The sequence below is a fragment of the Gilvimarinus chinensis DSM 19667 genome, from assembly GCF_000377745.1.
GTDB lineage: Bacteria > Pseudomonadota > Gammaproteobacteria > Pseudomonadales > Cellvibrionaceae > Gilvimarinus > Gilvimarinus chinensis.
Genome location: NZ_KB898706.1, coordinates 544,210 through 569,127, shown reverse-complemented (window position 1 = coordinate 569,127; position 24,918 = coordinate 544,210). Strand labels below are relative to the sequence as shown.

The 24,918-nt window shown below is 52.9% G+C and carries 24 protein-coding genes; 2 read left to right on the top strand and 22 right to left on the bottom strand.

Annotation, left to right across the window (positions count from 1 at the left end; genetic code table 11):
- Positions 1–235 precede the first annotated feature (235 nt).
- The 6 genes from secG to rlmE all read right to left on the bottom strand — a co-directional run bounded on the left by secG (position 236) and on the right by rlmE (position 6,482).
- The gene (secG, locus tag D568_RS0102575) at positions 236–607 is read right to left on the bottom strand and encodes a preprotein translocase subunit SecG (protein ID WP_020208004.1); all 372 of its coding nucleotides are present in this window, start codon (positions 605–607) and stop codon (positions 236–238) included.
- Positions 608–642: 35 nt separating this feature from the next.
- Complete coding sequence (tpiA, locus tag D568_RS0102570; protein ID WP_020208003.1) at positions 643–1,416, bottom strand: triose-phosphate isomerase; 774 nt, start codon at positions 1,414–1,416, stop codon at positions 643–645.
- Between the two features lie 109 nt (positions 1,417–1,525).
- A complete protein-coding gene (glmM, locus tag D568_RS0102565; protein WP_020208002.1) occupies positions 1,526–2,863 on the bottom strand; it encodes a phosphoglucosamine mutase in 1,338 nt (445 codons plus the stop codon).
- Between the two features lies 1 nt (position 2,864).
- Positions 2,865–3,734 carry a dihydropteroate synthase gene (gene folP, locus D568_RS0102560; protein ID WP_020208001.1) on the bottom strand — a complete coding sequence of 290 codons (870 nt, stop codon included), beginning with the start codon at positions 3,732–3,734 and terminating at the stop codon, positions 2,865–2,867.
- A 64-nt stretch (positions 3,735–3,798) separates the two neighbouring features.
- On the bottom strand, positions 3,799–5,730 hold the full coding sequence (gene ftsH / locus D568_RS0102555) for an ATP-dependent zinc metalloprotease FtsH (protein WP_157497661.1): 1,932 nt from the start codon (positions 5,728–5,730) through the stop codon (positions 3,799–3,801).
- Positions 5,731–5,861: 131 nt separating this feature from the next.
- Positions 5,862–6,482, bottom strand: a complete 621-nt coding sequence (gene rlmE, locus D568_RS0102550; RefSeq protein ID WP_020207999.1) for a 23S rRNA (uridine(2552)-2'-O)-methyltransferase RlmE — start codon at positions 6,480–6,482, stop codon at positions 5,862–5,864.
- Positions 6,483–6,552: 70 nt separating this feature from the next.
- On the opposite strand from rlmE, the gene yhbY reads away from it, so the two are divergent.
- Complete coding sequence (yhbY, locus tag D568_RS0102545) at positions 6,553–6,855, top strand: ribosome assembly RNA-binding protein YhbY (protein ID WP_020207998.1); 303 nt, start codon at positions 6,553–6,555, stop codon at positions 6,853–6,855.
- A 48-nt stretch (positions 6,856–6,903) separates the two neighbouring features.
- Here yhbY and greA read toward each other — a convergent pair whose 3' ends face one another.
- The 4 genes from greA to D568_RS0102525 all read right to left on the bottom strand — a co-directional run bounded on the left by greA (position 6,904) and on the right by D568_RS0102525 (position 13,508).
- On the bottom strand, positions 6,904–7,380 hold the full coding sequence (gene greA, locus D568_RS0102540) for a transcription elongation factor GreA (RefSeq protein WP_020207997.1): 477 nt from the start codon (positions 7,378–7,380) through the stop codon (positions 6,904–6,906).
- Positions 7,377–10,598, bottom strand: a complete 3,222-nt coding sequence (gene carB / locus D568_RS0102535) for a carbamoyl-phosphate synthase large subunit (protein ID WP_020207996.1) — start codon at positions 10,596–10,598, stop codon at positions 7,377–7,379. Before carB ends, greA begins: the two co-directional genes overlap by 4 nt.
- A gap of 64 nt (positions 10,599–10,662) precedes the next feature.
- Positions 10,663–11,802 carry a glutamine-hydrolyzing carbamoyl-phosphate synthase small subunit gene (gene carA / locus D568_RS0102530; protein WP_020207995.1) on the bottom strand — a complete coding sequence of 380 codons (1,140 nt, stop codon included), beginning with the start codon at positions 11,800–11,802 and terminating at the stop codon, positions 10,663–10,665.
- A 290-nt stretch (positions 11,803–12,092) separates the two neighbouring features.
- Positions 12,093–13,508, bottom strand: coding sequence for a hypothetical protein (locus D568_RS0102525; protein ID WP_020207994.1), 1,416 nt, complete (start codon positions 13,506–13,508; stop codon positions 12,093–12,095).
- 28 nt (positions 13,509–13,536) lie between these two features.
- On the opposite strand from D568_RS0102525, the gene D568_RS0102520 reads away from it, so the two are divergent.
- Positions 13,537–15,378, top strand: a complete 1,842-nt coding sequence (locus tag D568_RS0102520; RefSeq protein ID WP_169334778.1) for an LTA synthase family protein — start codon at positions 13,537–13,539, stop codon at positions 15,376–15,378.
- Positions 15,379–15,473: 95 nt separating this feature from the next.
- On the opposite strand, the gene dapB is transcribed toward D568_RS0102520, so the two are convergent.
- The 12 genes from dapB to hisD all read right to left on the bottom strand — a co-directional run bounded on the left by dapB (position 15,474) and on the right by hisD (position 24,917).
- Positions 15,474–16,280, bottom strand: a complete 807-nt coding sequence (gene dapB, locus D568_RS0102515) for a 4-hydroxy-tetrahydrodipicolinate reductase (protein ID WP_020207992.1) — start codon at positions 16,278–16,280, stop codon at positions 15,474–15,476.
- Between the two features lie 33 nt (positions 16,281–16,313).
- A complete protein-coding gene (gene ribA / locus D568_RS0102510; RefSeq protein WP_020207991.1) occupies positions 16,314–16,913 on the bottom strand; it encodes a GTP cyclohydrolase II in 600 nt (199 codons plus the stop codon).
- Positions 16,914–16,928: 15 nt separating this feature from the next.
- Positions 16,929–17,564 carry a TIGR02281 family clan AA aspartic protease gene (locus tag D568_RS0102505; RefSeq protein ID WP_020207990.1) on the bottom strand — a complete coding sequence of 212 codons (636 nt, stop codon included), beginning with the start codon at positions 17,562–17,564 and terminating at the stop codon, positions 16,929–16,931.
- 28 nt (positions 17,565–17,592) lie between these two features.
- The gene (locus tag D568_RS0102500; RefSeq protein WP_026286811.1) at positions 17,593–18,093 is read right to left on the bottom strand and encodes a phosphatidylglycerophosphatase A family protein; all 501 of its coding nucleotides are present in this window, start codon (positions 18,091–18,093) and stop codon (positions 17,593–17,595) included.
- Positions 18,094–18,118: 25 nt separating this feature from the next.
- Entirely contained in the window at positions 18,119–19,099 is a 981-nt protein-coding gene (gene thiL, locus D568_RS0102495) for a thiamine-phosphate kinase (RefSeq protein ID WP_020207988.1), read from the bottom strand.
- A gap of 2 nt (positions 19,100–19,101) precedes the next feature.
- Positions 19,102–19,560, bottom strand: a complete 459-nt coding sequence (nusB, locus tag D568_RS0102490; protein WP_020207987.1) for a transcription antitermination factor NusB — start codon at positions 19,558–19,560, stop codon at positions 19,102–19,104.
- Complete coding sequence (gene ribH, locus D568_RS0102485) at positions 19,560–20,027, bottom strand: 6,7-dimethyl-8-ribityllumazine synthase (protein WP_020207986.1); 468 nt, start codon at positions 20,025–20,027, stop codon at positions 19,560–19,562. Before ribH ends, nusB begins: the two co-directional genes overlap by 1 nt.
- Before the next feature lie 19 nt (positions 20,028–20,046).
- On the bottom strand, positions 20,047–21,165 hold the full coding sequence (gene ribBA / locus D568_RS0102480; RefSeq protein WP_020207985.1) for a bifunctional 3,4-dihydroxy-2-butanone-4-phosphate synthase/GTP cyclohydrolase II: 1,119 nt from the start codon (positions 21,163–21,165) through the stop codon (positions 20,047–20,049).
- A gap of 41 nt (positions 21,166–21,206) precedes the next feature.
- Positions 21,207–21,857, bottom strand: coding sequence for a riboflavin synthase (locus D568_RS0102475; RefSeq protein ID WP_020207984.1), 651 nt, complete (start codon positions 21,855–21,857; stop codon positions 21,207–21,209).
- A 20-nt stretch (positions 21,858–21,877) separates the two neighbouring features.
- Positions 21,878–23,032: a bifunctional diaminohydroxyphosphoribosylaminopyrimidine deaminase/5-amino-6-(5-phosphoribosylamino)uracil reductase RibD gene (gene ribD, locus D568_RS0102470; RefSeq protein ID WP_020207983.1), complete on the bottom strand. Its 1,155-nt coding sequence runs from the start codon at positions 23,030–23,032 to the stop codon at positions 21,878–21,880.
- Entirely contained in the window at positions 23,032–23,499 is a 468-nt protein-coding gene (gene nrdR, locus D568_RS0102465; protein WP_020207982.1) for a transcriptional regulator NrdR, read from the bottom strand. The genes ribD and nrdR overlap by 1 nt, the downstream gene beginning before the upstream one ends.
- Before the next feature lie 113 nt (positions 23,500–23,612).
- On the bottom strand, positions 23,613–24,917 hold the full coding sequence (gene hisD, locus D568_RS0102460) for a histidinol dehydrogenase (RefSeq protein WP_020207981.1): 1,305 nt from the start codon (positions 24,915–24,917) through the stop codon (positions 23,613–23,615).
- Between the last annotated feature and the right edge of the window lies 1 nt (position 24,918).

Below are 24,918 nucleotides of genomic sequence, written 5' to 3'. Positions count from 1 at the left end.
TCCTGCCTCCCGCGACACTTGTGCATCCTGCACATCGTCTACCACTTTCACCACTTGGGCAAAGGGGTGATGCATTTAAACATCAATTACTTAAGCGCTACGTGCAAGAGTCCTGACACGCTACGCGTGGTCGCTAGCGGCGTCCTGCCTCCCGCGACACTTGTGCATCCTGCACATCGTCTACCACTTTCGCCACTTGGGCAAAGGGGTGATGCATTAGCATCGAATTTGCTATTTATTGCACCGGTACCGCAGGTACGTCATCTTCAGCACTACCCATACTAGGTACATCAGAAGATTCGTCAGCTGCAGGAACGTCACTTTCAGCGGGTGCGGATTCTATCATGGAAGGAATCGCAACGTCAGTCACTCCAGCACTATTTTTTGCTATGATCGCCAAGCCAAAGCTCGTGCAGAAAAATACAAAAGCAAAAACAGCGGTTGCCCGAGTGAAAAAGTTACCACCGCCTTCACTACCAAACACTGTTTGGGACGCGCCAGCGCCAAAAGACGCACCAGCAGAAGCGCCTTTACCCTGTTGCATTAAGATTAAGGCAATGATCGCCAAGGCGGTAAGAATGTGTACGATTAAAACGAGTTTTTCCATTACTTTGCTCTCTGTTTTGAGCCTGTCTTCAATATTTATTTACCTGCGTTTTCAGCGCATTGGCAAATAGCAATAAAATCTTGAGCCTTCAAAGAGGCCCCACCTAACAAGGCACCATCAATATCAGGTTTGGCAAAAAGTTCTGCCGCATTCTCCGGTTTGACGCTGCCACCGTATAAAATCACGAGGGACTGCCCCACATCAGCAAACTGATCACGAATAAAAGCATGTACTTGCGCAGCTTCTTCTGGGGTTGCCGTTACACCGGTTCCCACCGCCCAAATAGGCTCGTAAGCAACTACCGCGTTACTGAAGGCCTCCAGCCCCGCCACCTCAAGAACGGCCTTTAACTGGCGGCCAATGGTGGCCAATGCCTGTCCTTGTTTGCGTTGTTCACTGCTTTCACCCACACACAGGATGGGAGTCAACCCTTCTGCCTGAGCAGCCAAGAATTGACGAGCAACGCAATCATCGCTTTCGTGTTGCAGTCGACGCCTTTCATTGTGCCCCACAATAACGTAGCGACAATCTAGGTCTCGCAGCATCTGCGCTGATACTTCACCGGTGTAAGCACCAGGAGCATTAGGGTTAACGCTTTGGCCTCCCCAATACAGCTCACGTGGGCTCAATGCACGCGCCACTTGTTCGATGTAAACGAATGGCGGGCAGATTGCCACATCCACATTTACCAAGGTGGGCCAGTCAGCGAGAATGTTCTGCAACAGACAGGAGTTATCCTCCCTTGTGCCGTTCATTTTCCAATTGCCGACAACCAGCCGACGACGCTGAGCCTTGGGCTGCGACGTCATATTCTACCCTCCGTAAAACGGCCGCCAATGGTAGCGGAACACTCTGCAAGATACAACGGCAATCGCCCAGCTTTAGCAACGGGGTACGATAGCGACAAAACGCCCACCATTAACTTAATGCCTTTTCTACTGCCTGGGCTAGCTCTTGCGCCAGCGTTTTCACCTGAGCTTTATCTTCCCCTTCCACCATAACGCGAACCACAGGTTCGGTGCCTGAAGGCCTCAGCAATACCCGACCACGGCCAGCCAACTTTGACTCGGTAGCAGTCACAGCATTTTGCACTGCTTTGTCTTTGCTCAAGTCAACCTTTTTGACCCTATGTACGTTAATCATGGTTTGTGGCAGCTTGGTCATACCTTGTTTAGCCGTGTGCAGACTCTGCTCCATGGTGCACATGGCCAATAAAACCTGTAACGCCGAAATGATGCCATCCCCGGTGGTGGTCACGTTACTGCAAACAATGTGTCCCGAAGACTCGCCGCCCAGCGCCCAGCCATTTTTGCGCATAGCCTCAATCACATAGCGATCACCGACTTTAGCGCGAACAAACTCAATACCTAATTTTTTTAAACCCAGCTCAAACCCGAAGTTACTCATCAAGGTGCCCACGACACCTGCACAACCACCACCATATTCCTGCTGGTAGGCGGCAATGATGTAGAGCAGCTCATCGCCATCGACAATCTCACCCTTGTGATCTACAAACACCACGCGATCACCGTCGCCATCAAAAGCAATACCCAAATCAGCGCCCATCTCCTGAACCTTCTCTTTTAAAGCCTCAGGATTAGTCGAACCACAGCTGCGATTAATATTGGTACCGTTCGGCTCGGTGGCGAAAGGAATCACCTTTGCGCCAAGCTCAGAGAAAACACTGGGCGCTATATGGTAAGTCGCACCATGAGCACAATCCACGACTATCTGTAAACCACTGAGGTTAAACCCCCAAGGCATGGTGCCCTTACAAAACTCAATATAGCGTCCTGTCGCATCGGTGATACGGCGTGCTTTACCTAGGCGTTCGGCGGTAAACATCGGCTCATCTAACTGAGCCTCGATGGCGCTCTCTATGTCATCCGGCAGCTTAGTGCCATTAGCACTGAAAAACTTAATTCCGTTATCGTGATAACTGTTGTGTGATGCACTGATCACAATACCCGCCTGAGCTTGAAACGTACGGGTCAGATAGGCAATGCCCGGGGTCGGCATAGGCCCCAACAAGCCCACATCCACACCGGCGCTAATTAAACCCGCCTGAAGCGCAGATTCAAACATATAGCCTGATATACGAGTATCTTTACCGATTAAAATTAGTCCTGGACCGTCGTAACGATCACCCAATACGCATCCGGCTGCCCAGCCCAGCTTAAGCATAAAATCGGGGGTAATGGGTGCCTCACCCACACGACCGCGGATGCCATCGGTACCAAAATATTTGCGACTCATTTTAATCAATCTCCTGTAGGGCTTGATGCACCGCCAGCGCATCAGCCGTTTCGCGCACATCGTGTACGCGGATTATGTGCGCCCCCCGCTGGGCGGCCTCAAGCGCCAACGCCAGTGACCCGGGCAACCGCTCATCGAGCTCACGGCCTAGCAATTTGCCCAACATCGATTTACGCGACAGGCCCACCAGCAACGGACAGCCAAGGCGATGAAAGTGCGCCAGTTTACTCAACAACACAAGGTTTTGCTGTAAGGTCTTGCCGAACCCAAATCCGGGGTCCAGCAGTACACGCTCACGCGCGATGCCAGCGGCCTGACACTCTTTTAAACGCGCAGCAAAAAAATCGTGCACCTCGCTGATGGCGTCATCATAATTTTGCTGATGCTCCATGTTCCCTGGCTCACCACGCATGTGCATTAAGCACACCGGCAACCCGGTCAACGCCGCCGCCTCAAGCGCGCCCTCCCGCCTTAACGCCCTGACATCATTAATCAGTGCAGCGCCCACGGCGGCAGATTCACGAATAACCGATGGCGTACTGGTATCGACGGATACCGGGCAACCCAGCTCCCGCACGATAGCTTCCACGACGGGCACTACGCGCGCCAGCTCTTCAGCTTCATCCACAGGCGTAGCGCCCGGCCGGGTAGATTCACCGCCAACATCGATGATACTCGCACCACTTTCTAACATCTGGTGCGCCCGAGCAACCGCCACATTCACGTCAATACGGCCGTTGCTGTAACAGTTCCCACCATCAGAAAACGAGTCAGGCGTAGCGTTCAAAATACCCATTATCTGTGGGCGGGATAAATCCAGCGAATAGTGCGCGAGTGGGAAGGTGTCGGTAAAAGGGAGTGTGTGTTTCATGAAGCAGGGTTATATCCAAGCAAAAAATAACCCCGCCGAAGCGGGGTTAGGTTGACGGATAGGCTCAGCGACCTTCCGCCGGACCGCCGATAGGCGCGTCCTTCGATTCTTTAGGCTTATCTACAGAGTCGTCTGAAGTGGCACCTGCCCCACCGCCACCGATGTGGCTATTGAAGTCACCATCGTGCCAATCGCGCGGCGGACGCACCTTACGGCGGGCCATCAAATCGTCCACTTGCTCCGAATCAATGGTCTCGTACTCCATAAGCGCGTCTTTCATCGCTTCAAGAATGTCGCGGTTATCGTGCAGCAACTGCTCGGCACGCTTGTAACAACGATCAACAATGTCACGCACTTCTTCGTCAATGATTTTAGAGGTGGCACCAGAGTAATTCGGATTGCCAGAGCCTGGCATCATACCTTCGTCCTCACCGTAATGCAGAGGACCCAGTTTGTCCGACAAGCCCCATTTGGTCACCATATTGCGGGCTAACTCGGTCGCACGTTCAATATCGTTAGACGCGCCGGTGGTTATACCTTCATCGCCCAAAGTCATCTGCTCGGCGATACGACCACCAAACAACGTGCAAATTTGCGACTCAATTGCACGGCGACTCAAGCTGTACTTATCACCCTCAGGCAGAAACTGGGTCACACCCAACGCTCTGCCTCGGGGAATGATGGTCACTTTGTGAATGGGGTCGTGCTCCGGCACCAAACGCCCAACAATGGCATGGCCAGCCTCATGGTAGGCCGTGTTTTCCTTTTCTTTCTCGCCCATCACCATAGAGCGGCGCTCAGCGCCCATCATGATTTTATCGCGGGCCTTTTCAAACTCTTCCATGGTGACCAGGCGCTTGTTAGCGCGCGCGGCGAACAGTGCCGCCTCGTTCACCAGGTTCGCCAAATCGGCGCCAGAGAAACCAGGCGTGCCACGAGCGATAACAGAGGCCTCGACACTTTCTGCAATAGGCACCTTGCGCATATGCACTTTCAATACCTGTTCGCGGCCGCGAATATCCGGCAGACCCACCACTACCTGGCGGTCAAAGCGGCCGGGGCGCAGCAGAGCTTTATCCAGCACATCAGGGCGGTTAGTGGCGGCGATAACTATCACACCCTCACTGCCCTCAAAGCCGTCCATTTCAACCAACAACTGATTAAGGGTTTGCTCGCGCTCATCATGACCACCGCCATGGCCACCACCACGATGCCGACCTACGGCGTCAATTTCATCGATAAAGATAATACAGGGTGCCTGTTTTTTTGCAGTTTCAAACATATCGCGCACACGGGATGCACCCACACCGACAAACATTTCCACAAAGTCAGAGCCGGAAATCGAGAAAAACGGCACCTTCGCTTCGCCGGCGATGGCCTTGGCCAACAGAGTTTTACCCGTACCTGGAGGCCCCGCCATAAGCACACCGCGGGGGATACGACCACCCAAACGCTGGAACTTGGAGGGATCGCGCAGGTACTCAACCAACTCCTGCACTTCTTCTTTTGCTTCATCAACGCCGGCCACATCGGCAAACGTGGTTTTGATTTGATCTTCACCCAGCAGACGCGCCTTGGATTTACCAAAGCTCATAGGTCCACCACGACCACCCCCAGCGCCACCCTGCATCTGGCGCATAAAAAACAGGAACACGGCAATAATAATCAAAATGGGGAAGCTGGCCACTAACAGCTGATGCCATAAGCTCGGCTCTTCGCGTGGCAACACGGTAATCTCAACACCATGGCGACGCAAATCGGGCATCAGCTCCTCGTCACGAATCAAGGGTAGATTGGTGGAAAATCGGGTGTTGTCGGCCATTACGCCGCGTACTTGCATTTCCTGAATGGTAACCTCGCGCACGCGATCCTGCTCAACCGCGGTTACGAAGTCCGAATAAGTCACCGTATCAGGCTGGCTTTTGCCCTCAAACCCCTGAAACACACTGAACAGGACGGCGGCAATAATCAGCCATAAAATCAGGTTTTTGGTCATATCATTCAAGGTAAAACCCTCAGTTACATCATTGTGAACATCCACTGATGTTCGTTTGACCCGCATCGGTCATTTTTACTGCCTATAACAATGACAGTATAGCGCCCAGAGCCTTCCCCGGGGCCAAAAACTTAGCCTTTAAAGTCGCGCCCAACGATATAAACTTCACGCGAGCGGGCCCGAGAGGCATCGGGTTTTCGTGTTACCACTCGCCCGAAAGATGCTCTCACCTCGGCAAGCCAAGGCTCGAAGCCCTCACCCTGAAACACTTTTGCCACAAATGTTCCGCCAGGAGTGAGGATTTGCCGCGCCATATCCAGTGCCAACTCAACCAAATACATGGCTTTAGGCTGATCCACTGCATCCATGCCACTCAAGTTGGGGGCCATATCTGAGATTACAAGGTCCACCGGCGAACCATCAATGGCCTTCATCAGCACCTCAAAAACACTGTCTTCGGTAAAGTCACCCTGAATAAACTCCACCCCGGCAATCGAATCCATCGGTAAAATATCAGAAGCCAGCACTTTGCCCTTATGCCCCACTCGCTCGGCGGCCACCTGTGACCAACCTCCGGGGGCAGCGCCTAAATCGACAACCGTCATTCCCGGACGAAATAAACGGTCTTTTTTGTCGATTTCCAGCAATTTATAGCTGGCCCGCGAACGATAGCCGTCGCGTTGAGACTGTTTGACGTACTGGTCCGAAAAATGTTCCTGCAGCCAGCGTTTACTGCTTTTTGAGCGGGCCATCGGGCGTCCTGTTGAGTTACAATAGCCTTCCGTCATTAACGGCGGCTGAATAATTTTGAAAGGTAAAGCTATGCCCTTAAGCGCTGAAAAACGCAAACAGTTCCGCACCATGGGACACAACCTTAAACCCATTGTGACTATCGCGGGCAACGGCCTGTCTGAAGGGGTAATCACCGAGCTTAACCGCGCACTTGATGATCACGAGCTGATAAAGGTCAAGCTAGCGCTGGCAGAGCGCGAAGACCGACAGCTGGTCATTGATGAGCTTAAAAAGCTGCCTCGCACCGAACTTGTGCAAAGTATCGGCAAAGTAGCCCTTCTCTATCGCGCCGCGAAAAAGCCAAACCCCAAGCTTTCAAATTTACTGCGCTAACGGTCAGAGCGCTTAAGTCGCTAAAGCCGGAAGAGGGGCAAAAGCCCCTCAAATATGCTCGACCTTATCAATTTCGTACTCTATTTCGCCGCCGGGCGCCTTCACTACAACCACATCCCCTTCTTCTTTGCCGATCAGGGCGCGAGCGATGGGAGAGCTGATTGAAATCTTATTGGCTTTCACATCCGCTTCATCATCACCCACAATGCGATAGACCTTTTCCTCTTCAGTCTCGATGTTAACGATGGTCACCGTTGTACCAAAGATCACCTTCCCCGAATGAGGAATAGTTTTAACATCAATCACTTGTGAGTTAGAGAGCTTGCCTTCAATTTCTTGAATACGGCCTTCGCAAAAACTCTGCTGCTCACGCGCCGCATGATATTCAGCATTTTCTTTTAAATCACCGTGCTCACGAGCCTCAGCGATTGCCTCGATAATGCGCGGACGCTGAACCTTTTTCAAGTCTTCAAGCTCAGCGCGGAGGGCATCAGCGCCCTCCACTGTCATAGGGACTTTATTCATTGCGCAGCCTCCGTATGTAAGTCCTGCAGGCGACGAACTTCGATTTCTTTACTGGTACGCAAAGCCATGTTGACAGCCTCTCCGCCAGCCAGGGTTGTGGTGTAATAAACGCTGTGCGCTTCAGCACTGCGGCGGATAGACGCCGAGTCACGGGTCGCCTGACGCCCCTCGGTGGTATTTATGATCAGTCCGATTTCGTCGTTTTTGATCATATCCACAATGTGCGGACGGCCTTCACCGACTTTATTCACCACCTCAACGGTAACGCCAGAGCCTTCCAGCACTTTAGCGGTACCGCGTGTTGCCACCAGGGTGAAGCCAAGTTCCACCAGCTCTTTACCTACCGCCACAACGCCGGGCTTGTCCACATCACGCACACTGATAAACGCACGCCCCGCAGTCGGCAGCTTGCTGTTGGCCCCCAATTGGCTTTTGGCGTAAGCCTCACCAAAGGTAGCGCCTACCCCCATGACCTCACCGGTGGACTTCATCTCAGGCCCGAGAATTGGATCTACCGCAGGAAATTTATTGAACGGAAAGACCGCCTCTTTAACACTGAAATAGCTCGGCACGATTTCTTCGGTAAAGCCCTGCTCAGCCAAAGATACGCCAGCCTGGCAACGAGCGGCCACTTTCGCCAAAGACACGCCCACACACTTGGACACAAAAGGCACGGTACGCGATGCGCGAGGGTTTACCTCAATGACATAAATTTTGCCATCCTGCCACGCCAGCTGAGTATTCATTAACCCCACCACACCTAACTCAAGCGCCATGGCTTTGACCTGCTCGCGCATTTCATCCTGAACTTCGGCAGGTAGAGAGTAAGGCGGCAGTGAGCAGGCCGAGTCACCGGAGTGAACACCGCACTGCTCGATGTGCTGCATAATTCCGCCGATAACGACCTCTTTACCGTCAGAAACGGCGTCGATATCAACCTCGATAGCAGCGCTTAAGAAGTGATCCAGCAGCACGGGCGCATCCTCGGACACCTTAACCGCGGAATGCATGTAGGTGCGCAGCTCTTCTTCTTTGTACACAATTTCCATGGCGCGACCACCCAGAACATAAGAGGGGCGCACGACCAGTGGGTAGCCAACTTTTTCCGCGCTGATCAACGCTTCTTCCAGTGAACGCACAATGGCATTAGGCGGCTGTAGCAACCCTAGTTTGTCGATCATTTGCTGGAAGCGCTCACGATCTTCCGCGCGGTCAATGGCATCCGGGCTGGTACCTAAAATTGGCACACCTTCGGCTTCCAAAGCACGGGCAAGCTTCAGTGGCGTCTGGCCACCAAACTGCAAAATCACGCCTTTTGGCTGCTCTTTGTGCACAATTTCCAGCACATCTTCCAAGGTGACAGGTTCGAAGTACAGGCGATCCGAGGTATCGTAATCGGTAGAAACCGTCTCGGGGTTACAGTTCACCATAATGGTTTCGTAACCGTCTTCGCGCATTGCCAGGGCCGCGTGTACACAGCAGTAATCAAATTCGATGCCCTGCCCAATGCGGTTGGGGCCACCACCGATAACCAAGATTTTCGGCTTAGCGCTGACATTCGCTTCGCACTCTTCGTCGTAGCTGGAATACATGTACGCGGTGGACGTCGAAAACTCCGCAGCACAGGTATCTACCCGCTTAAACACAGGGCGAATATTCTGCTCGTGACGAGCTGCACGCACCTTCGCCTCTTTAACACCCAACAGAAGAGCCAAGCGCTTATCAGAGAAACCTTTGCGCTTTAACAGCATCAAGTCTTCAGCGGTTAAATCCGACAATTTCGCCACACGAACTTTCTGTTCCAGCTCGATCAACTCACGAATTTGCTCCAAGAACCAAGGGTCAATTTTCGATGCATCGAACACTTCATCCACGGTCATACCCAGGCGGAATGCGTCGCCAACATACCAAATACGCTCGGCACCCGGTGTCGTCAACTCTCGACGGATACGCGCAGGAGTTTCTTCGGCACTCAGGTCCAACTTCGACTCAAACCCTGCTGATCCGACCTCCAGACCGCGCAGTGCTTTTTGCATGGATTCTTGCAAGGTGCGACCAATAGCCATCACCTCACCCACAGACTTCATTTGGGTGGTCAGGCGGGCATCCGCATCACCAAATTTTTCAAAGGTAAAGCGTGGGATTTTGGTAACCACGTAATCGATTGAGGGCTCGAAAGACGCCGGGGTAGCACCGCCGGTGATTTCGTTTTGCAGCTCATCGAGGGTGTAACCCACGGCCAGTTTCGCCGCCACTTTGGCAATGGGGAAACCTGTCGCTTTCGAGGCCAAGGCCGAAGAGCGAGACACTCGCGGGTTCATTTCAATCACCACCAAGCGACCGTTTTCGGGGTTAACGGCAAACTGCACGTTAGAACCGCCCGTTTCCACGCCAATCTCACGCAGTACCGCCAGCGAGGCGTTACGCATAATCTGCAGCTCTTTATCGGTCAGAGTTTGCGCTGGGGCAACGGTGATCGAGTCACCAGTGTGGACACCCATGGGGTCAAAGTTTTCAATGGAGCAGACGATAATGCAGTTGTCGTTTTTATCGCGCACAACCTCCATTTCGTACTCTTTCCAACCCAGCAAGGATTCGTCGATCAACAGCTCATTGGTGGGCGACAAATCTAAACCGCGGGTACAGATTTCTTCAAACTCTTCCCAGTTGTAGGCAATACCACCGCCCGAGCCACCCATGGTGAACGAAGGACGGATAATGCAGGGAAAGCCAAACTCTTTGGGGACTTCTTTGGCCTCTTCCATCGAATGAACGATTTTGGCGCGGGCGCACTCAAGGCCAATCCGCTTCATGGCCTTGTCGAACAGGTCACGGTCTTCGGCCATGTTGATGGCTTCTTCTTTAGCGCCAATCAGCTCAACACCGTACTTTTCCAGCACACCGTTTTTGGCCAGTGCCAGTGCGCAGTTAAGCGCCGTTTGCCCACCCATGGTCGGCAAGACCACATCCGGGCGCTCTTTCTCAATAATTTTGGCGACCGTCTCCCACTCTACCGGCTCGATGTAAGTGGCGTCGGCCATCGCCGGGTCGGTCATAATGGTGGCCGGGTTCGAGTTCACCAGAATCACCCGGTATCCCTCTTCACGCAGGGCTTTACAGGCCTGGGCGCCGGAGTAGTCAAACTCGCAGGCCTGGCCGATCACGATTGGGCCCGCGCCCAGAATCAAAATGCTGTTAATGTCGGTACGTTTTGGCATGTCGGTCTCGCTGTCAGAATCGGTTTACGGGTTCAAGGCGTCGTCTTGCGGCGTGCGTTGTCCGTCACCGTTTCGCGCTCTCCATCAATTCAATAAAGTGGTCGAACAGACCATCGGCATCATGAGGCCCTGGGCTAGCTTCAGGGTGCCCCTGAAAACTAAACGCAGGCTTATCGGTGCGATGGATACCCTGCAAGGTGCCGTCAAACAAGGACTTATGAGTCACCTTAAGGTTCGCGGGCAAACTCGCTTCATCAACCGCAAAGCCGTGGTTTTGTGCGGTAATCATCACGCGCCCCGTTTCGGTATCCTGTACCGGATGGTTGCCGCCATGATGGCCAAACTTCATTTTCGAGGTCTTGGCACCCGAGGCCAACGCCAGCAGCTGATGCCCGAGGCAGATACCGAACACAGGGGTGTCGGTTTCAAGGATTTCTTTAATCGCCGCAATCGCGTAATCACAGGGCTCTGGGTCGCCAGGGCCATTGGCAAGAAAGACGCCATCGGGCTTCATGGCCAACACATCACTGGCAGGCGTTTTCGCTGGCACGACCGTAATGTCGCAACCGCGATCGGCCAGCATACGCAGGATATTGGCTTTTACACCATAGTCGTAGGCGACCACTTTAAACTTGGTTTCAACGACATCGCGATGCCCCTCACCCAACTTCCAGGTGCCCTCGGTCCAGCGGTAGGGCTTGGCGCAGCTGACTTCTTTGGCCAAATCCATCCCTTTAAGCCCCGGGAAAGCCTTGGCCGCTTCAAGAGCTTTAGCCTCATCGACATCACCCGCAACGATGCAACCGTTTTGCGCACCCTTATCGCGCAACAAACGTGTCAGGCGACGGGTATCTATATCGGCAATACCTACCACGTTTTTCGCCTTGAGGTACTCATCCAGGCTCTGAGTTTGGCGGAAATTGCTGGAACGAGCCGGCAAATCACGAATCACAAGTCCCGCAGACCAAATGGTGGGGCACTCTTCATCTTCCGCAGTGGCCCCGGTGTTGCCGATATGGGGGTAAGTTAACGTCACAATCTGACGGGCGTAGGAGGGATCCGTAAGAATCTCCTGATAACCAGTCATGGAGGTATTAAATACCACTTCGCCAGCGGATAGACCGTCAGCGCCAATGGCAGTACCTTTAAAAACACTGCCGTCTTCAAGAACGAGCAGAGCGGGTCTTTGGGGCCCAGTAATCAAGTCAACCTCCTCAGATTTCACTTTCTTTATGCCGAGCGAAACGAACACACCAGCGTGGTGCGTTTGCGCAAATACATCTCGTCGGAATAATTAAAGCCCGGCCGCAAGTTGCAAAAAAGCGAGATGAAACAGACAGCTTCATCTCGCTTATTATTCAATTTGCTATGGCGACCATTGGCGCGGCTTGGGTTAATGCAACTAACCGCGCATTTTAGGTTAACTTGCCTCCCATGTCTAGGCGAATAACTGACCTTTGATCGCGCCCAAGGCTTCTTATTACACTGGATAACCTACATATACGAGCTTGAGACCCAAATCACCCTGCCATCACCGGCCCTCAAAGCACCGAAATAGCCGCTACGCATAAGATCTGCCTGCCTTACTTCTAACTGCTCCCTGGCCCAGACACAATCCCAGCTTTCATTTTGCTCTGGGCACAATATTACCTGCGCATATCCTCTAGAGAGCAATAGAGCTCTCCAATAAAGAGGCGAGGACATACGCTCGGTTAAAAATGGAGCTGTATTTGTACGCCGCTGAATATCTTCAATAGTAGCCTGCCAGTCCGCCTCAGTCGCCACAATTACAACTTGCTTCGCCGAAGGAAGCTGCGCCATTAAGCTATCAGTGTTATCAACAAGGCCACCCGTCACCGCCCTATACCAACGAGTATATTCAGCTGTGCTCAGGGCTAATGAGGCAGACAACAGCAGCAACGGCACCGCCAAAACAAGTTGCTGCATTCTCGATGGCCGATCAATCAAAAACATCCCAAGAAAAACAGCCGCCCAAGCAACACCAGCCGTCCTCGCCGATATAACAATACCTGCCGGAATGGTGGTCACATACAAAGCCAACGAACAGCAAACAGCAACCCCCACAGACCACAGGCCACCAGTGCGCAACCTTACAAGCCACACGACGAAAGCCGAAAAAGCAAGTAAAACTAATGTCGAATACTCAACCAAGGCAGCGTAATGGGCCTTTGCACCCTCCCACACACGCAGCGTATTTTCTGTCACGTCCGCCCAACCATTGACTGGATTGGGGTTTCTCCACTCTGCAATCTCAACACCGTGGCCTACCGCAAGGTACACCAGAATATTACTGACGAGATACCCAAACGGAAAAGACAAACTCCAAACCACCAAAAGACGAAACGCCCCACTGAAACGTAAATTACGAACAAACAGAAAGGGCAACAGAAAATAGAAGCTGCTAACAGCCCCGAAAAACAATACTGAAAACAAAGGGAAGAATAGGTAATCAGGTAATCGATCCGCCACCCAAGCCGCCACCCACAGAATAAGGTAACTTGTGACGAGCGTTGCAGGCCACTCCATCTGTATTCGAAAAAGTGGAATGTTAGCAATAAGCACCGCCATCAAGACAGCATAGGGGGCTAACAGCCCGAGGCGTCGCCCCGACACATAAACGAAAGCAATAAGACCTATGTAACAGAGTGAACTGGCTACCGCTGCAGGAATACATTTAAGCACAGGAAAAAGTATAAAGTTTATCCAGCGCCCCTCACTGACAAATTTATTGGCATAGGAATCTACATAATAAAGTGAATCGTGCCTCCAGAGATCCACCTGCAACCAAGGAATGAAATGCAAAGAAAAAAAGATAACTGAAATTACAGCCAGCAGATAAAGCAGAGAATCCCCTGCAATCAACGCACCCGCCAAATATTGTTTTTTCATCCCCCCCCTCAAAGACAGCATCGTCTAATTGCCCACCTTTCGCTTACACAAACCACCACCAACAAAGCTTGTACCACTTTACCGTCCGCGCTCCTCCTTTCGACTAAAGAGGCCACTTGTGTCGCCAAACAAAAACCAACCCATTACAATACCCTTCAAAGATGACAACACAATGACAAAACACGAATGGATAACAGCCTTGGCCAGCAAACCTCATAATCGCTTAACGGTATTTCTCACCTGCCTGATATGTTTTAACTTACTCATCACACTCGCAGACAGGAACGGCGACATTTATAAGTCCTGGGGCCTTATCACTGCCAACCTGCTGCCCGCCAACCTATTCTTACTTAGCCTTATTGGGCTTACAGGCCGCATTCGCAGCGGAACAATCCTTAGTGCAGGCGCATTGATTATGCTGTTTGCCATTAACGCCGCAAAAATAAATCACTTAGAGCAGCCTCTTGGCTTTTCAGATGTGTTTTTAGCGAAGCAAGTTTTCAACGGCTGGGACCTGCTTTCTCAGTACGTCAGTGTGTGGGTTATAGCGTTATCAGTTATTTTCGCCATAGCCTCTGGGCTGCTGATTATCAGAGAAAAACCCATCCCTCTTTTGCTGGCCGCGTCATTTTTGATTGTGGGAGTGCTCGGGTTGGTCACGCTGTCAGACAAACGGTTTAGCGCGGGTGAGCTTTACGCTCCTACCGCCCACGGCGCCAAGCCCTGGGACTCAGGCTCACCAGCACGAGATCAGGGTTTACTCGCCTCATTAATTGTCGGGGCTCGCTCGAGTAAACTCACCCTCCCCCTATTTGACCAACAAGCGGTTGATGCTTTTTCACAATCTCTACCTGAAAAAGCAGATAAAGACATTAAGACACACCCCGATATTATTTTGTGGCTGGGAGAAAGCTTCTTTGACCCTGGTTTGATAAAAGGTGTTCAAACCTGCGATTATTTACCAAACTACTGCACTCTAGCGAACACCTCTCTACACACGCAGATTACTGTCCCCACCTACGGCGGCAATACAACACGCACAGAGTTTGAAGTGCTAACAGGAATTCCCTTTAAGTCCCTCAACACTCAGGATTACCCCTACATTGCCGTAGTCCACGATAAATTCAAGGCATTACCCTGGACACTTGCAGATCAGGGCTATCAAGCCACAGCTATCCACCCTCACCATAAATCTTTCTGGCAACGAAACAGGGCGCTGCCATTGCTTGGCTTTCATGAGTTTATCGGCCTAAAAGACATGAAAAAAACAACACTTGACGGAACCTGGACGTCAGATAAATCTCTTGCAACGAATATTATCGATTTAGTCGAAAAAGAAAAAAAACAACCTCAGTTTATATTTGCTATCTCCATGGAGGGACACGGTCCTTACAAAAAAACCAATGTGCAGGACCCTGAGCGCAGAGACAGCATCACGCCTCCCGCCGACATATCTGCGAAAGGCGTTGAACAGTGGCAGGCATATATTTACCACGCCCAAAACACTACCCGCGAACTTTTGGCACTTCGAGAGTTCGTAAAACGCCGAAACAAGCCGACGCTAGTCGTTTTTTTTGGTGACCACCTTCCCGGCCTTCATACTGCTTTCAAAGAGTTATCATTTGAAAATGAGCTAAAGCCTCATCAACAAAAGACTCCCGTATTGGCCTTTGCGAATTATTCTTTGGGAAGTGAATGGCTTCCAGCAGCCAGCCATGAGCTTGGTCTATGGGTTCTTGATATTGCCGGAGCGTTAAGCGAAGACACTTTTTCAGAGCTGGCACAAGCCACCGCTTTAAAACGAAGTGACGACAACGCTTTACCAGACCAGCTCATCATCGACTTACAGTCGCGCCAATTCTATCCCTAAAAAATCGCCCGAACCTTTGCCCTCTAACGGCTGATGGTAGTGCGGCTCTAACCTCAAGGTTGGAGCCCACCTTCAGCGTAAAGCGATTAGCCCGATTAACGCAGACTCAACACATCCTGCATATCAAAAAGCCCGGACTCTTTCGTCAACAGCCAACTCGCAGCGCGTACGGCGCCGTTGCCAAAGGCCAAACGGCTGGAGGCTTTGTGGGTAATTTCTACGCGCTCACCCTCGGCTAAAAACATCACCGTATGCTCACCGACAACATCCCCGCCGCGCACTGTAGCAAAACCGATGGTGTCGCGATCGCGCGGTTCACTGATACCCTCGCGGCCATAAACGGCCACGTCCTTTAAGTTGCGGCCAGCGGTGTCGGCGATTACCTCGCCCATACGCAGGGCGGTACCCGAAGGAGAGTCGACTTTATGTCGGTGGTGGGCTTCGACGATTTCAATATCCGATTCACTGGCCATAACTCGCGCAGCGGTTTCCAGCAACTTAAAGCAAAGGTTCACACCCGTACTGTAGTTGGCCGCCAAGCACAAAGGTATTTGGGTTTGATACGCCAGCAAGGCTTCTTTTTCTTCGTCACTAAAACCAGTCGTGCCAATCACCATCGCTTTGCCATGCTCAGCACATAATTTGGCGTTTTCTAAGGTTGCCCGCGGCGAAGTGAAATCGATGAGTGCATCAAACTCCGAGACCACCTCTGCCAGGTTATCCACGATGGCAACGCCCTGCTTGCCCACACCGGCCAGTTCACCGGCATCAGCACCTACGAGTGAACTACCCGGGCGCACCACGGCAGCGGTCAACTGCGCGCCAGCCGATTTGACAGCGGCCTCAATTAAAATTTTTCCCATACGACCGGCGGCCCCGGTCACAGCGATACGAGTCGTCATGCATTTAACCTTTGATGTCATTCGCGTTGGTGTTTATTCGCTATCGTCTTCAAACAAATGGCCGAGCTTGCCTTTTTTTGTTTCCAGATACTTAGCGTTGTGGGGGTTGCGACCGGTTTGATGAGGAATGCGCTCAACAATCTCTATGCCCATTTCCTGCAGCGCATTTACTTTGCGCGGATTGTTGGTCATCAGTTTAAGCGCGTGAATATTCAGGTGATCCATCATCGGCTTGAGAATGCTGTAGTCGCGCATATCGGCGCCAAAACCCAATTGTTCGTTTGCCTCTACGGTGTCGGCGCCGCAGTCTTGTAAATGATAGGCTTTCACTTTATTCAGTAAACCAATGCCTCGCCCTTCCTGACGCAAATAAAAAATGGCACCGCGACCGACAATGGATAATTTATGCATCGCCGCTTGCAGCTGAGGGCCGCAGTCGCACCGCATACTGAACAACGCATCGCCGGTTAGGCACTCGGAATGCACCCGTGCAAGCACCGGCTCGCCGTCGCTGATCTCGCCCATGGTGAGAACGATATGCTCTTTATCTAAACGGTCATCACTGAAGCCGTGCATCACAAACATACCCCAAGGGGTGGGCAGCTTGCAGGACTCAACAAAACGTATGCTCAACTGTTTATCTCTTACTCAGTGGCGCGCTTTTAATACCAGCACACCGTTTTCGGTACTCATATCCACCAGGCTCAGATAACTGTTACCCAGTAAAATGACATGTGGCGACGAGCCGGCATGGACAATCGCCTCTACGTGTTTTATTTCGATTGAACCGGCCGATACACGATCAAGCCAGACGCTGTAGGCCGTGACAATGCCGTTGGCTGTATTCACGAGGACTTGCTTACCCGTCAGATAATTAATTCCAAGCCTCTGTGCGTGACCGCTATTCATGGCAACGGAGGTGGCTCCGGTATCCACCATAAAATCAACAGCCATGCCATTAATTCGGCCGGGTATTTCATAGTGCCCACCGGGGCCACTGGCAATACGCACTTCTGCGCGCTCGGCCTCCTCGAAGCTGGTTGCGATATTTTTTTGCAGCGAAAGACTGTATTTCGAACCTTGGTACTCTACGACCGCCCCGGCGCGTGAGGCGCTCACAAGAGTGACACCTTCGGGACTGGTTTGCCCTGCACGCAACATACGCTGTTTGCCATCAAGCTCAATTAAAGCAGCGTCCTTGGCCAGCATTTGCGCACTCAGGTCCGCTGCACTTATATGTGCGCCCCACAGAGTAAACACTACCAACCACACAGTCCGGCTCATATCCATTGACCTCAGAGTGAATTCATTTTTACGGCGCCAACCACAGCGCCAACGCCTGCAACACCAGCCAAGCGTAAACCGCGGCCAGAATGTCGTCCAACATAATGCCCAGACCGCCATGCACTTTGCGATCAATAGCTCCGATAGGCCAGGGCTTTAATATGTCAAAAATACGAAAAAGTACGAACCCCGCTAACATCCATAACCAACCTGCCGGAGCCAGCAACATTGTCAGCCAATAGCCCACCATTTCATCCCACACAATGCCGGGATGGTCGTGCACCTGTAACGCTTTAGAGCTGCGATCACACCAAAACACCCCAAGCGCGAAGGTCACAAGCAACCACAGGACGTACAAAGGTAAACTTAAGTCGGCGATTAACCAATAGATCGGAATCGCGGCCAAGGTACCAAAAGTGCCGGGCGCTTTGGGCGCCATCCCCGAACCAAAGCCAAAAGCAAAAAAGTGGCTGGCCTGGGTATACAGCTGGCGCGCACTGGGCTTTGGGAGTCTGGTTGCGTGATTCATGAATTCAGTGTCTTGGTCGGCGCGGTTAAAAGTGTCGGTAACCTGTGGCATCCAGGTTATAGGGCTCATCATTGAGCAGGCAGTGTACACCAGCCCCCGCAACAATCCGACCGACGACCGTGGCGGCAATATCTCCACGCGCCTGAGCCATTGCCAACTCAGGCATTTTGTCTGGGCTCAGGGTAAATACCAGCTCATAGTCATCGCCACCCGTCAAAGCCAAGCCTCGGGCGCTTTGCAGATCAACTGCCCGAACGGCCTCGCTCATAGGTAGCCGTTCAACCTCCACCTCAGCGCCAACATCGCTCGCATGACAAATATGCCCCAGGTCGGCCAAAAACCCATCGGAGACATCCTGAGCACTAGAGGCGATATCGCGCAGTAAGACACCTTCGGTGATACGAGGCATCGGGCGATAAAAACGCTCAAAAAGATAGGCGCACTGGGATTCACTCCAAAGCTCCGGTGCGTTTAAGCTCTTCAAGGCAGCGGCCCCATCTCCGAGAGTGTGGGTAACTAAGACAAAGTCTCCGACACAAGCTCCATCGCGGCGCAGCGCCTTGCCGGGAGGAACCTGCCCCAGCATTTGAATGCCAATATGTAGAGGTCCGCTGGTGGTATCGCCGCCAACCAGTTCACAGCCAAACGCCTCAGAAGCCTGACGCAAGCCTCGGCTGAAGCCTGCCACCCAATCGCGACGTTGCTCTTCGTGCCATTCAGCGGGTAGAGTCAGCGAAAGGGTATACCAGGCAGGCTCGGCGCCCATAGCTGCCATATCGCTTAAGTTCACCCGAAGTGATCGCTCACCGACAAGTTCCGCTTCCGCATCACCTGGAAAGTGAACACCAGCTACTAAGGCGTCTGCCGCCACCACCAACTGCTGGGCGGGGTCGGCTTGAATCAGGGCGGCATCATCACCAATACCCAGCACTACAGCGTCGCCATCCGGTTTATCGGCTGCGGGCCTGAAGTATTGGTTAATCAGCTCAAATTCACCCAAAGACACAACTATCGAGGACCTTTATTCGCCTTGACTTCAAGCGATCTCGCCTCAGCGGCCGCTCGGTCAAGTACGCCGTTAACGAATTTATGGCTGTCTGTAGCGCCGAATTTTTTCGCCAGCGCCACCGCCTCATTAATCACCACCTTGTAAGGCACATCAATGCGAAACTTGAGTTCGTAAGCGGCTAAGCGCAACAGGGCCTCGGTGATAGGGTCGAGCTCTTCGCCACTGCGCTCTTGCAGATGAGGCACATAAACCTCTTCAACCTGATCCAGTCTGGCAGGCACTTGATGCAAAAGCTCATGAAAATACGCGATATCAACATTTTTCATGTCGTAATCGGTGCGAAATGCGGCCTCAATAACATTGACGCTATTGCCAGACATTTTCCACTGATACAGGCCCTGCATGGCATAGTGGCGAGCCTTGCGGCGGGCAGAAGGAGAAATACCAGTATCTGTCATTAAATCTTACCCAACAAAGAAACCATTTCCAGCGCGGTCGAGGCTGCTTCGACGCCTTTATTGCCCGCTTTGGTACCCGAGCGCTCAATCGCCTGCTCAATGGTGTCCACGGTCAGTACGCCAAAGGTGACGGGAATACCAGCATCCAGAGAAACCTGCGCCAAGCCTTTCGTGCATTCGCCTGCCACGTAATCAAAGTGCGGGGTACCGCCGCGAATGACCGCACCTAAAGCGATAATGGCGTCGAATTCGCCTTTTGCGGCAATTCTTTGAGCAACCAAAGGAAACTCAAACGCACCCGGCGCGTAATAAATGCTGACATTATCATCGCTAATGCCGTGGCGACGCAGGGTATCCAGCGCGCCGTCTTTCAGGCTTTCCACTACAAAACTGTTCCAACGGCTAACGATTAGGGCGTATTTACCCTTGGAGGCCGAAAAGTCGCCTTCAACAATATGTTTACTCATAGTTTTTTCTCAACGTTCATTAACTGTTATCTGGGCCGACATAATCGACCACTTCAAGATCAAACCCCGACAGCGCTGAAAAGCGCATAGGCGCAGACATAACCCGCATTTTTCTCACGCCTAAATCACGCAGTATCTGCGAGCCCGTACCTACTTGTTTATAGACCACATCAGGGCTGCGGCGCTGCTGACGCCCTGAAAGCAGCCAATCAATTGACTCTTCTACATCGGCCGTAGACTCATCGTGACAAATCAGAACCAACACACCGCGCCCTTCTTGCTCAATACGCGTGAGAGCCTGGGCATAAGTCCAGGAACATACTCCCTCTAGAGTAGGCCGTTTAATTGTCAGCAAATCACGTGCTGTATCCATCACATGGACACGCACCAGGGTGTCTTCATCGGGGGCTATTTCACCTTTGACGAGCGCAAAGTGTAAATCGCCACGCGCCGTATCTTTATATGTGTGTAACGCGAATTCACCGTACTCGGTTTCTACCTTGCGCTTGTTAACACACTCCACGGTTTGCTCTTTGGTGGCGCGGTAATGAATCAAGTCGGCAATGGTACCGATTTTTAATCCGTGGGTTTGTGCGAATTGCTCCAGCTCTGGCCTGCGCGCCATAGAGCCGTCGGGGTTCATGACTTCGACAATGACGGCCGCCGCTTCAAAGCCTGCCATCCGAGCCAGGTCGCAACCAGCTTCGGTGTGGCCTGCACGACTCATCACACCGCCAGGCTGCGCAACAATAGGAAAAATATGGCCGGGCTGCACAATATCTGAAGGTTGTGCGTTTAGCGCTACCGCGGCACGTACAGTGCGCGCCCGGTCGGCGGCAGAAATCCCCGTCGTCACTCCCTCAGCGGCCTCAATCGAGGTCGTAAAGTTCGTAGAATGCTTGGCCTTGTTATCCTGCACCATGAGCGGCAAGCCTAATTGCTCGCAGCGTTCGGGAGTGATGGTCAGGCAGATAAGCCCGCGCGCATGGCTGGCCATAAAGTTAATGTCTTCTGCGCGCACCTGCTCGGCCACCATAATCAGGTCGCCTTCGTTTTCACGATTCTCATCGTCCATCAGGATAATCATTTTTCCCTGACGCAGATCATCGATCAATTCTTCAACGGTATTAAATTGCATTACAGACTGCTCACGCTTATTGGGTTATCAACACTAAGACACTACTTAAAGCCATGCTCCGCCAGAAACTCTGCCGTCATCCCCTGGGGTTCGGTTTTGCCACCACCTTGAAGTAAACGTTCAAGATAGCGGGCTAATACGTCCACTTCCAGGTTTACCTGAGTGCCCGGCTTATACTCCCCCATGATGGTCTCTGCGAGAGTGTGAGGCACTATATTGAGTTCAAACTCAGCACCTTCAACCCGGTTTACCGTCAGACTTGTGCCATCCACGGTAATTGAGCCTTTATGGGCGATGTAATGCGCCAGTTGCTCGGGGGCGCGCAACCGAAAACGCTCCGAGCGCGCATCAGCCTGGCGACTCACCACCTCACCGAAACCATCTACGTGCCCACTGACAATATGCCCACCCAAGCGCGTGGTAGGCAGCAAGGCTTTTTCCAAATTGACGCACTGTCCAGGCCGCCACTGACCAATGGTAGTAAGCGATAAACTTTCGCGAGATACATCGGCACGAAAGCCGTCGCCGGGCAAATCTACCACCGTCAGGCAAACACCATTAGTCGCAATGGAATCGCCCAAAGCAACATCCGCTAAATCCAGCTTTCCTGTGCGAATGCGCAGGCTTAAATCGCCACTTTTAGGGGTTGCTTCAACCACCTCACCGACAGCTTCAACTATTCCAGTAAACACGTTTCGCCTTTCAATACGAGTTAAGAATCAAAATCGGGAACGGCGGTAATACGCCAATCCTGGCCGATAGCGCGCATATCGGTAATTTTAAGCGGTAATTGGCCGGCCATGGCGTCAATGGGCAATTCAAACAAGCCACGGGCGCGGTTACCCAACAATTTGGGGGCCATGTAAATCACCAGCTCGTCCAGCATTCCCATGCGCAAAAAGCTACCTGCCACCTTCGCACCGGCCTCTACCATCACGCGGTTGCAACCGCGTTTAGCCAGCTCTCGCAGCACAGCGTAAGGGTTAACTCCACCTTCGCGCTCAGGCAATACCACGTGTTCGACATGCTCGGGCCAACCGGATGTATCTACCTCGGACGTATGCAGTAAAAGTATGGGCGACTCAAACTGTACCAACGCACAATCGGGCGTTAAACGCCCTTTTGAATCCAGCACCACCCGCAGCGGCTGACGGATTTCACCGTCTTCAGGGGCCTCGGGCCAGTCGTCGGCACGAACCGTTAAACTGGCATTGTCCATCAGCACCGTGTCCACACCCGATACGATAGCGCAGCTGGCGGCGCGCATTCGCTGCACGTCTTCGCGGGCGCGGCGTGCGGTAACCCACTGGCTCTCACCACTGGCCATTGCAGTGCGACCATCCAAGCTCATCGCTAATTTACAACTTACCATTGGCAAGCCGCGGGTCATGCGCTTAACAAAACCTTTATTGAGCGCCAGCGCTTCATCTTCCAGCACCGGGCCTATCACTTCTATACCGGCAGCGCGCAGAATCTCGAAGCCGCGGCCAGCCACTTGCGGATTGGGGTCTTCCATTGCATAAATAACCCGGCCCACACCCGCCGCTACCAAGGCCTCGGCACAGGGGCCGGTTCGGCCCGTATGACTACAAGGCTCAAGGGTAACGTAGCAGTCGGCACCTTGGCAGGCAGTGCGCACCGCTTCGGTATCGTCTGGGTTACCGCCTGTTTGTATCGTAGCGTCACGCAGGGCATGAATTTCAGCGTGGAAATCACCTGCCACCCGATGCCAACCGCGACCGATCACCTCGCCCTCACGCACCAGCAAACAGCCCACGGCGGGGTTTGGTGTGGTGGTTTGCAGCCCGCGTCGCGCCAGGCTCAGCGCCTCGGCCATGTAAACACTGTGTGTTTGAGTTACAGACATTAAATTGTGTCGCGCTCCTGTCCTTCCAGGCGATCAATCTCCTGGCGGAATTCATGTAAATCTTTGAAACTGCGATACACCGACGCAAAACGAACATAAGCCACTTCATCCAATTCGCGCAGCTCGTCCATCACTTTTTCGCCCAAGCGGCGCGAACGCACTTCGCGCTCACCGGTGGCTTGAAGAAAGTGCTTAATATTGGCGATAGCTGTCTCGATGGACTCGACCGATACCGGACGCTTTTCCAGTGCCCGCTGCAGCCCGGCACGCAGTTTGTTTTCGTCGAATGGCTCGCGGGTGCCGTCCTGCTTGATAATACGTGGCATCACCAGCTCAGCGATTTCGTAGGTGGTAAATCGTTCGTGGCAGGATAAGCACTCGCGCCGACGACGTACCTGATCACCCTCGGCCACCAGCCGTGAATCGATCACTTTGGTTTCATCGGCACTACAGAAAGGACAGTGCATGGCTTTTGCCTCTGTTCAGCGCAGATGCGCTACTTGGCTCGCGAAAAATTGCGCGCATAGTAGCACAAAGCGCCATCAATGACGCACAGGAGCCTGCCTGATGGGCCCGCTGACTAGTGTTTGCGGTAGTCGGCCGACAGCGCGTGAGCTTCTAAATCTTCACTCCGGGCTAATGTAGCCGCTGTGTGAGCCAAATCAGACGCCCCTTGGGCTGAGGCAAAAATAATTGAGCTGCGCTTTTGAAAGTCATAGACACCCAGCGGCGAGCTGAATCGCGCCGTGCCCGAGGTAGGCAGAACGTGGTTAGGCCCAGCGCAGTAATCGCCCAGCGCTTCGGGGGTGTGACGCCCCATAAAAATAGCGCCGGCGTGGCGAATGCTTGGCAACAGCGCTTCGGGGTCCTCGACCGACACCTCCAAGTGCTCTGGCGCAATACGGTTCGACAGCGCGACCGCTTCATCCATATTCGCAACTTTAATTAACGCGCCGCGATTGGCCAGAGACTGACGAATAATAGGCTCGCGAGACATGGTCGGCAGCAGGCGCTCCATGGCCTGCTCGACCTTATTCAAAAACTCGCCATCGGGGCTGATTAAAATGGACTGAGCCTGCTCATCGTGCTCGGCCTGACTGAACAAATCCATGGCAATCCAGTCCGGATCCGTCTGACCGTCACACAACACTAAAATTTCCGATGGCCCCGCGATCATATCAATGGCCACTTGGCCAAACACCGCACGCTTGGCGGTAGCCACGAAAATATTGCCTGGACCCACAATTTTATCGACCCGGGCGATAGTTTGCGTACCGTAAGCGAGCGCAGCCACAGCCTGAGCCCCACCAATGGTAATCACGCGATCAACCCCGGCGATGGCGGCAGCAGCCAATACCGTTTGATTCAATTCACCATCGGGTGCGGGCACCACCATGGTCAGTTCGTCTACCCCTGCCACTTTGGCGGGAATAGCATTCATCAATACCGATGACGGATAGGAGGCTTTACCACCGGGCACATACAAGCCCACTCGCTCCATGGGCGTAATTTTTTGCCCCAGCACCGTGCCATCGGCCTCGGTGTAACGCCAGGACTCTTGCCGCTGATGTTCGTGATAAGCGCGCACCCGTCGCGCCGCCTCTTCAAGCGCTTCGCGCTGGGCCGGATCGATAGCCTGCAACGCTTGCTGTAAAGCCTCTGGCGCTACCACCAACTCAGAAAAGTCCACCACGTTGCGACGATCAAAACGGTTAGTAAACTCTATAACAGCCGCATCGCCACGCTCTTTCACCTGATGCAGAATATCCGCCACCGCTTCGGCCACCTTATGGTCCGATACGGAGTCCCAGGCCAGCAGCGCATCCAGCTTCGCAGTAAAGTCGGCATCCTGGTTATTCAGACGGGTAATCAATGCTTCAGTCATG

Bases quoted from the DNA above. Each gene is read 5' to 3' on its own strand.
- dapB (WP_020207992.1), bottom strand. From the start codon at position 16,280: ATGACGACTCGTATCGCTGTGACCGGGGCCGCCGGTCGTATGGGAAAA.
- secG (WP_020208004.1), bottom strand. From the start codon at position 607: ATGGAAAAACTCGTTTTAATCGTACACATTCTTACCGCCTTGGCGATC.
- folP (WP_020208001.1), bottom strand. From the start codon at position 3,734: ATGAAACACACACTCCCTTTTACCGACACCTTCCCACTCGCGCACTAT.
- D568_RS0102505 (WP_020207990.1), bottom strand. From the start codon at position 17,564: ATGAGCCGGACTGTGTGGTTGGTAGTGTTTACTCTGTGGGGCGCACAT.
- ftsH (WP_157497661.1), bottom strand. From the start codon at position 5,730: ATGACCAAAAACCTGATTTTATGGCTGATTATTGCCGCCGTCCTGTTC.
- tpiA (WP_020208003.1), bottom strand. From the start codon at position 1,416: ATGACGTCGCAGCCCAAGGCTCAGCGTCGTCGGCTGGTTGTCGGCAAT.
- hisD (WP_020207981.1), bottom strand. From the start codon at position 24,917: ATGACTGAAGCATTGATTACCCGTCTGAATAACCAGGATGCCGACTTT.
- ribH (WP_020207986.1), bottom strand. From the start codon at position 20,027: ATGAGTAAACATATTGTTGAAGGCGACTTTTCGGCCTCCAAGGGTAAA.
- yhbY (WP_020207998.1), top strand. From the start codon at position 6,553: ATGCCCTTAAGCGCTGAAAAACGCAAACAGTTCCGCACCATGGGACAC.
- glmM (WP_020208002.1), bottom strand. From the start codon at position 2,863: ATGAGTCGCAAATATTTTGGTACCGATGGCATCCGCGGTCGTGTGGGT.
- rlmE (WP_020207999.1), bottom strand. From the start codon at position 6,482: ATGGCCCGCTCAAAAAGCAGTAAACGCTGGCTGCAGGAACATTTTTCG.
- nusB (WP_020207987.1), bottom strand. From the start codon at position 19,560: ATGACAGATACTGGTATTTCTCCTTCTGCCCGCCGCAAGGCTCGCCAC.
- greA (WP_020207997.1), bottom strand. From the start codon at position 7,380: ATGAATAAAGTCCCTATGACAGTGGAGGGCGCTGATGCCCTCCGCGCT.
- D568_RS0102500 (WP_026286811.1), bottom strand. From the start codon at position 18,093: ATGAATCACGCAACCAGACTCCCAAAGCCCAGTGCGCGCCAGCTGTAT.
- carB (WP_020207996.1), bottom strand. From the start codon at position 10,598: ATGCCAAAACGTACCGACATTAACAGCATTTTGATTCTGGGCGCGGGC.
- nrdR (WP_020207982.1), bottom strand. From the start codon at position 23,499: ATGCACTGTCCTTTCTGTAGTGCCGATGAAACCAAAGTGATCGATTCA.
- D568_RS0102525 (WP_020207994.1), bottom strand. From the start codon at position 13,508: ATGAAAAAACAATATTTGGCGGGTGCGTTGATTGCAGGGGATTCTCTG.
- ribBA (WP_020207985.1), bottom strand. From the start codon at position 21,165: ATGCAATTTAATACCGTTGAAGAATTGATCGATGATCTGCGTCAGGGA.
- ribD (WP_020207983.1), bottom strand. From the start codon at position 23,032: ATGTCTGTAACTCAAACACACAGTGTTTACATGGCCGAGGCGCTGAGC.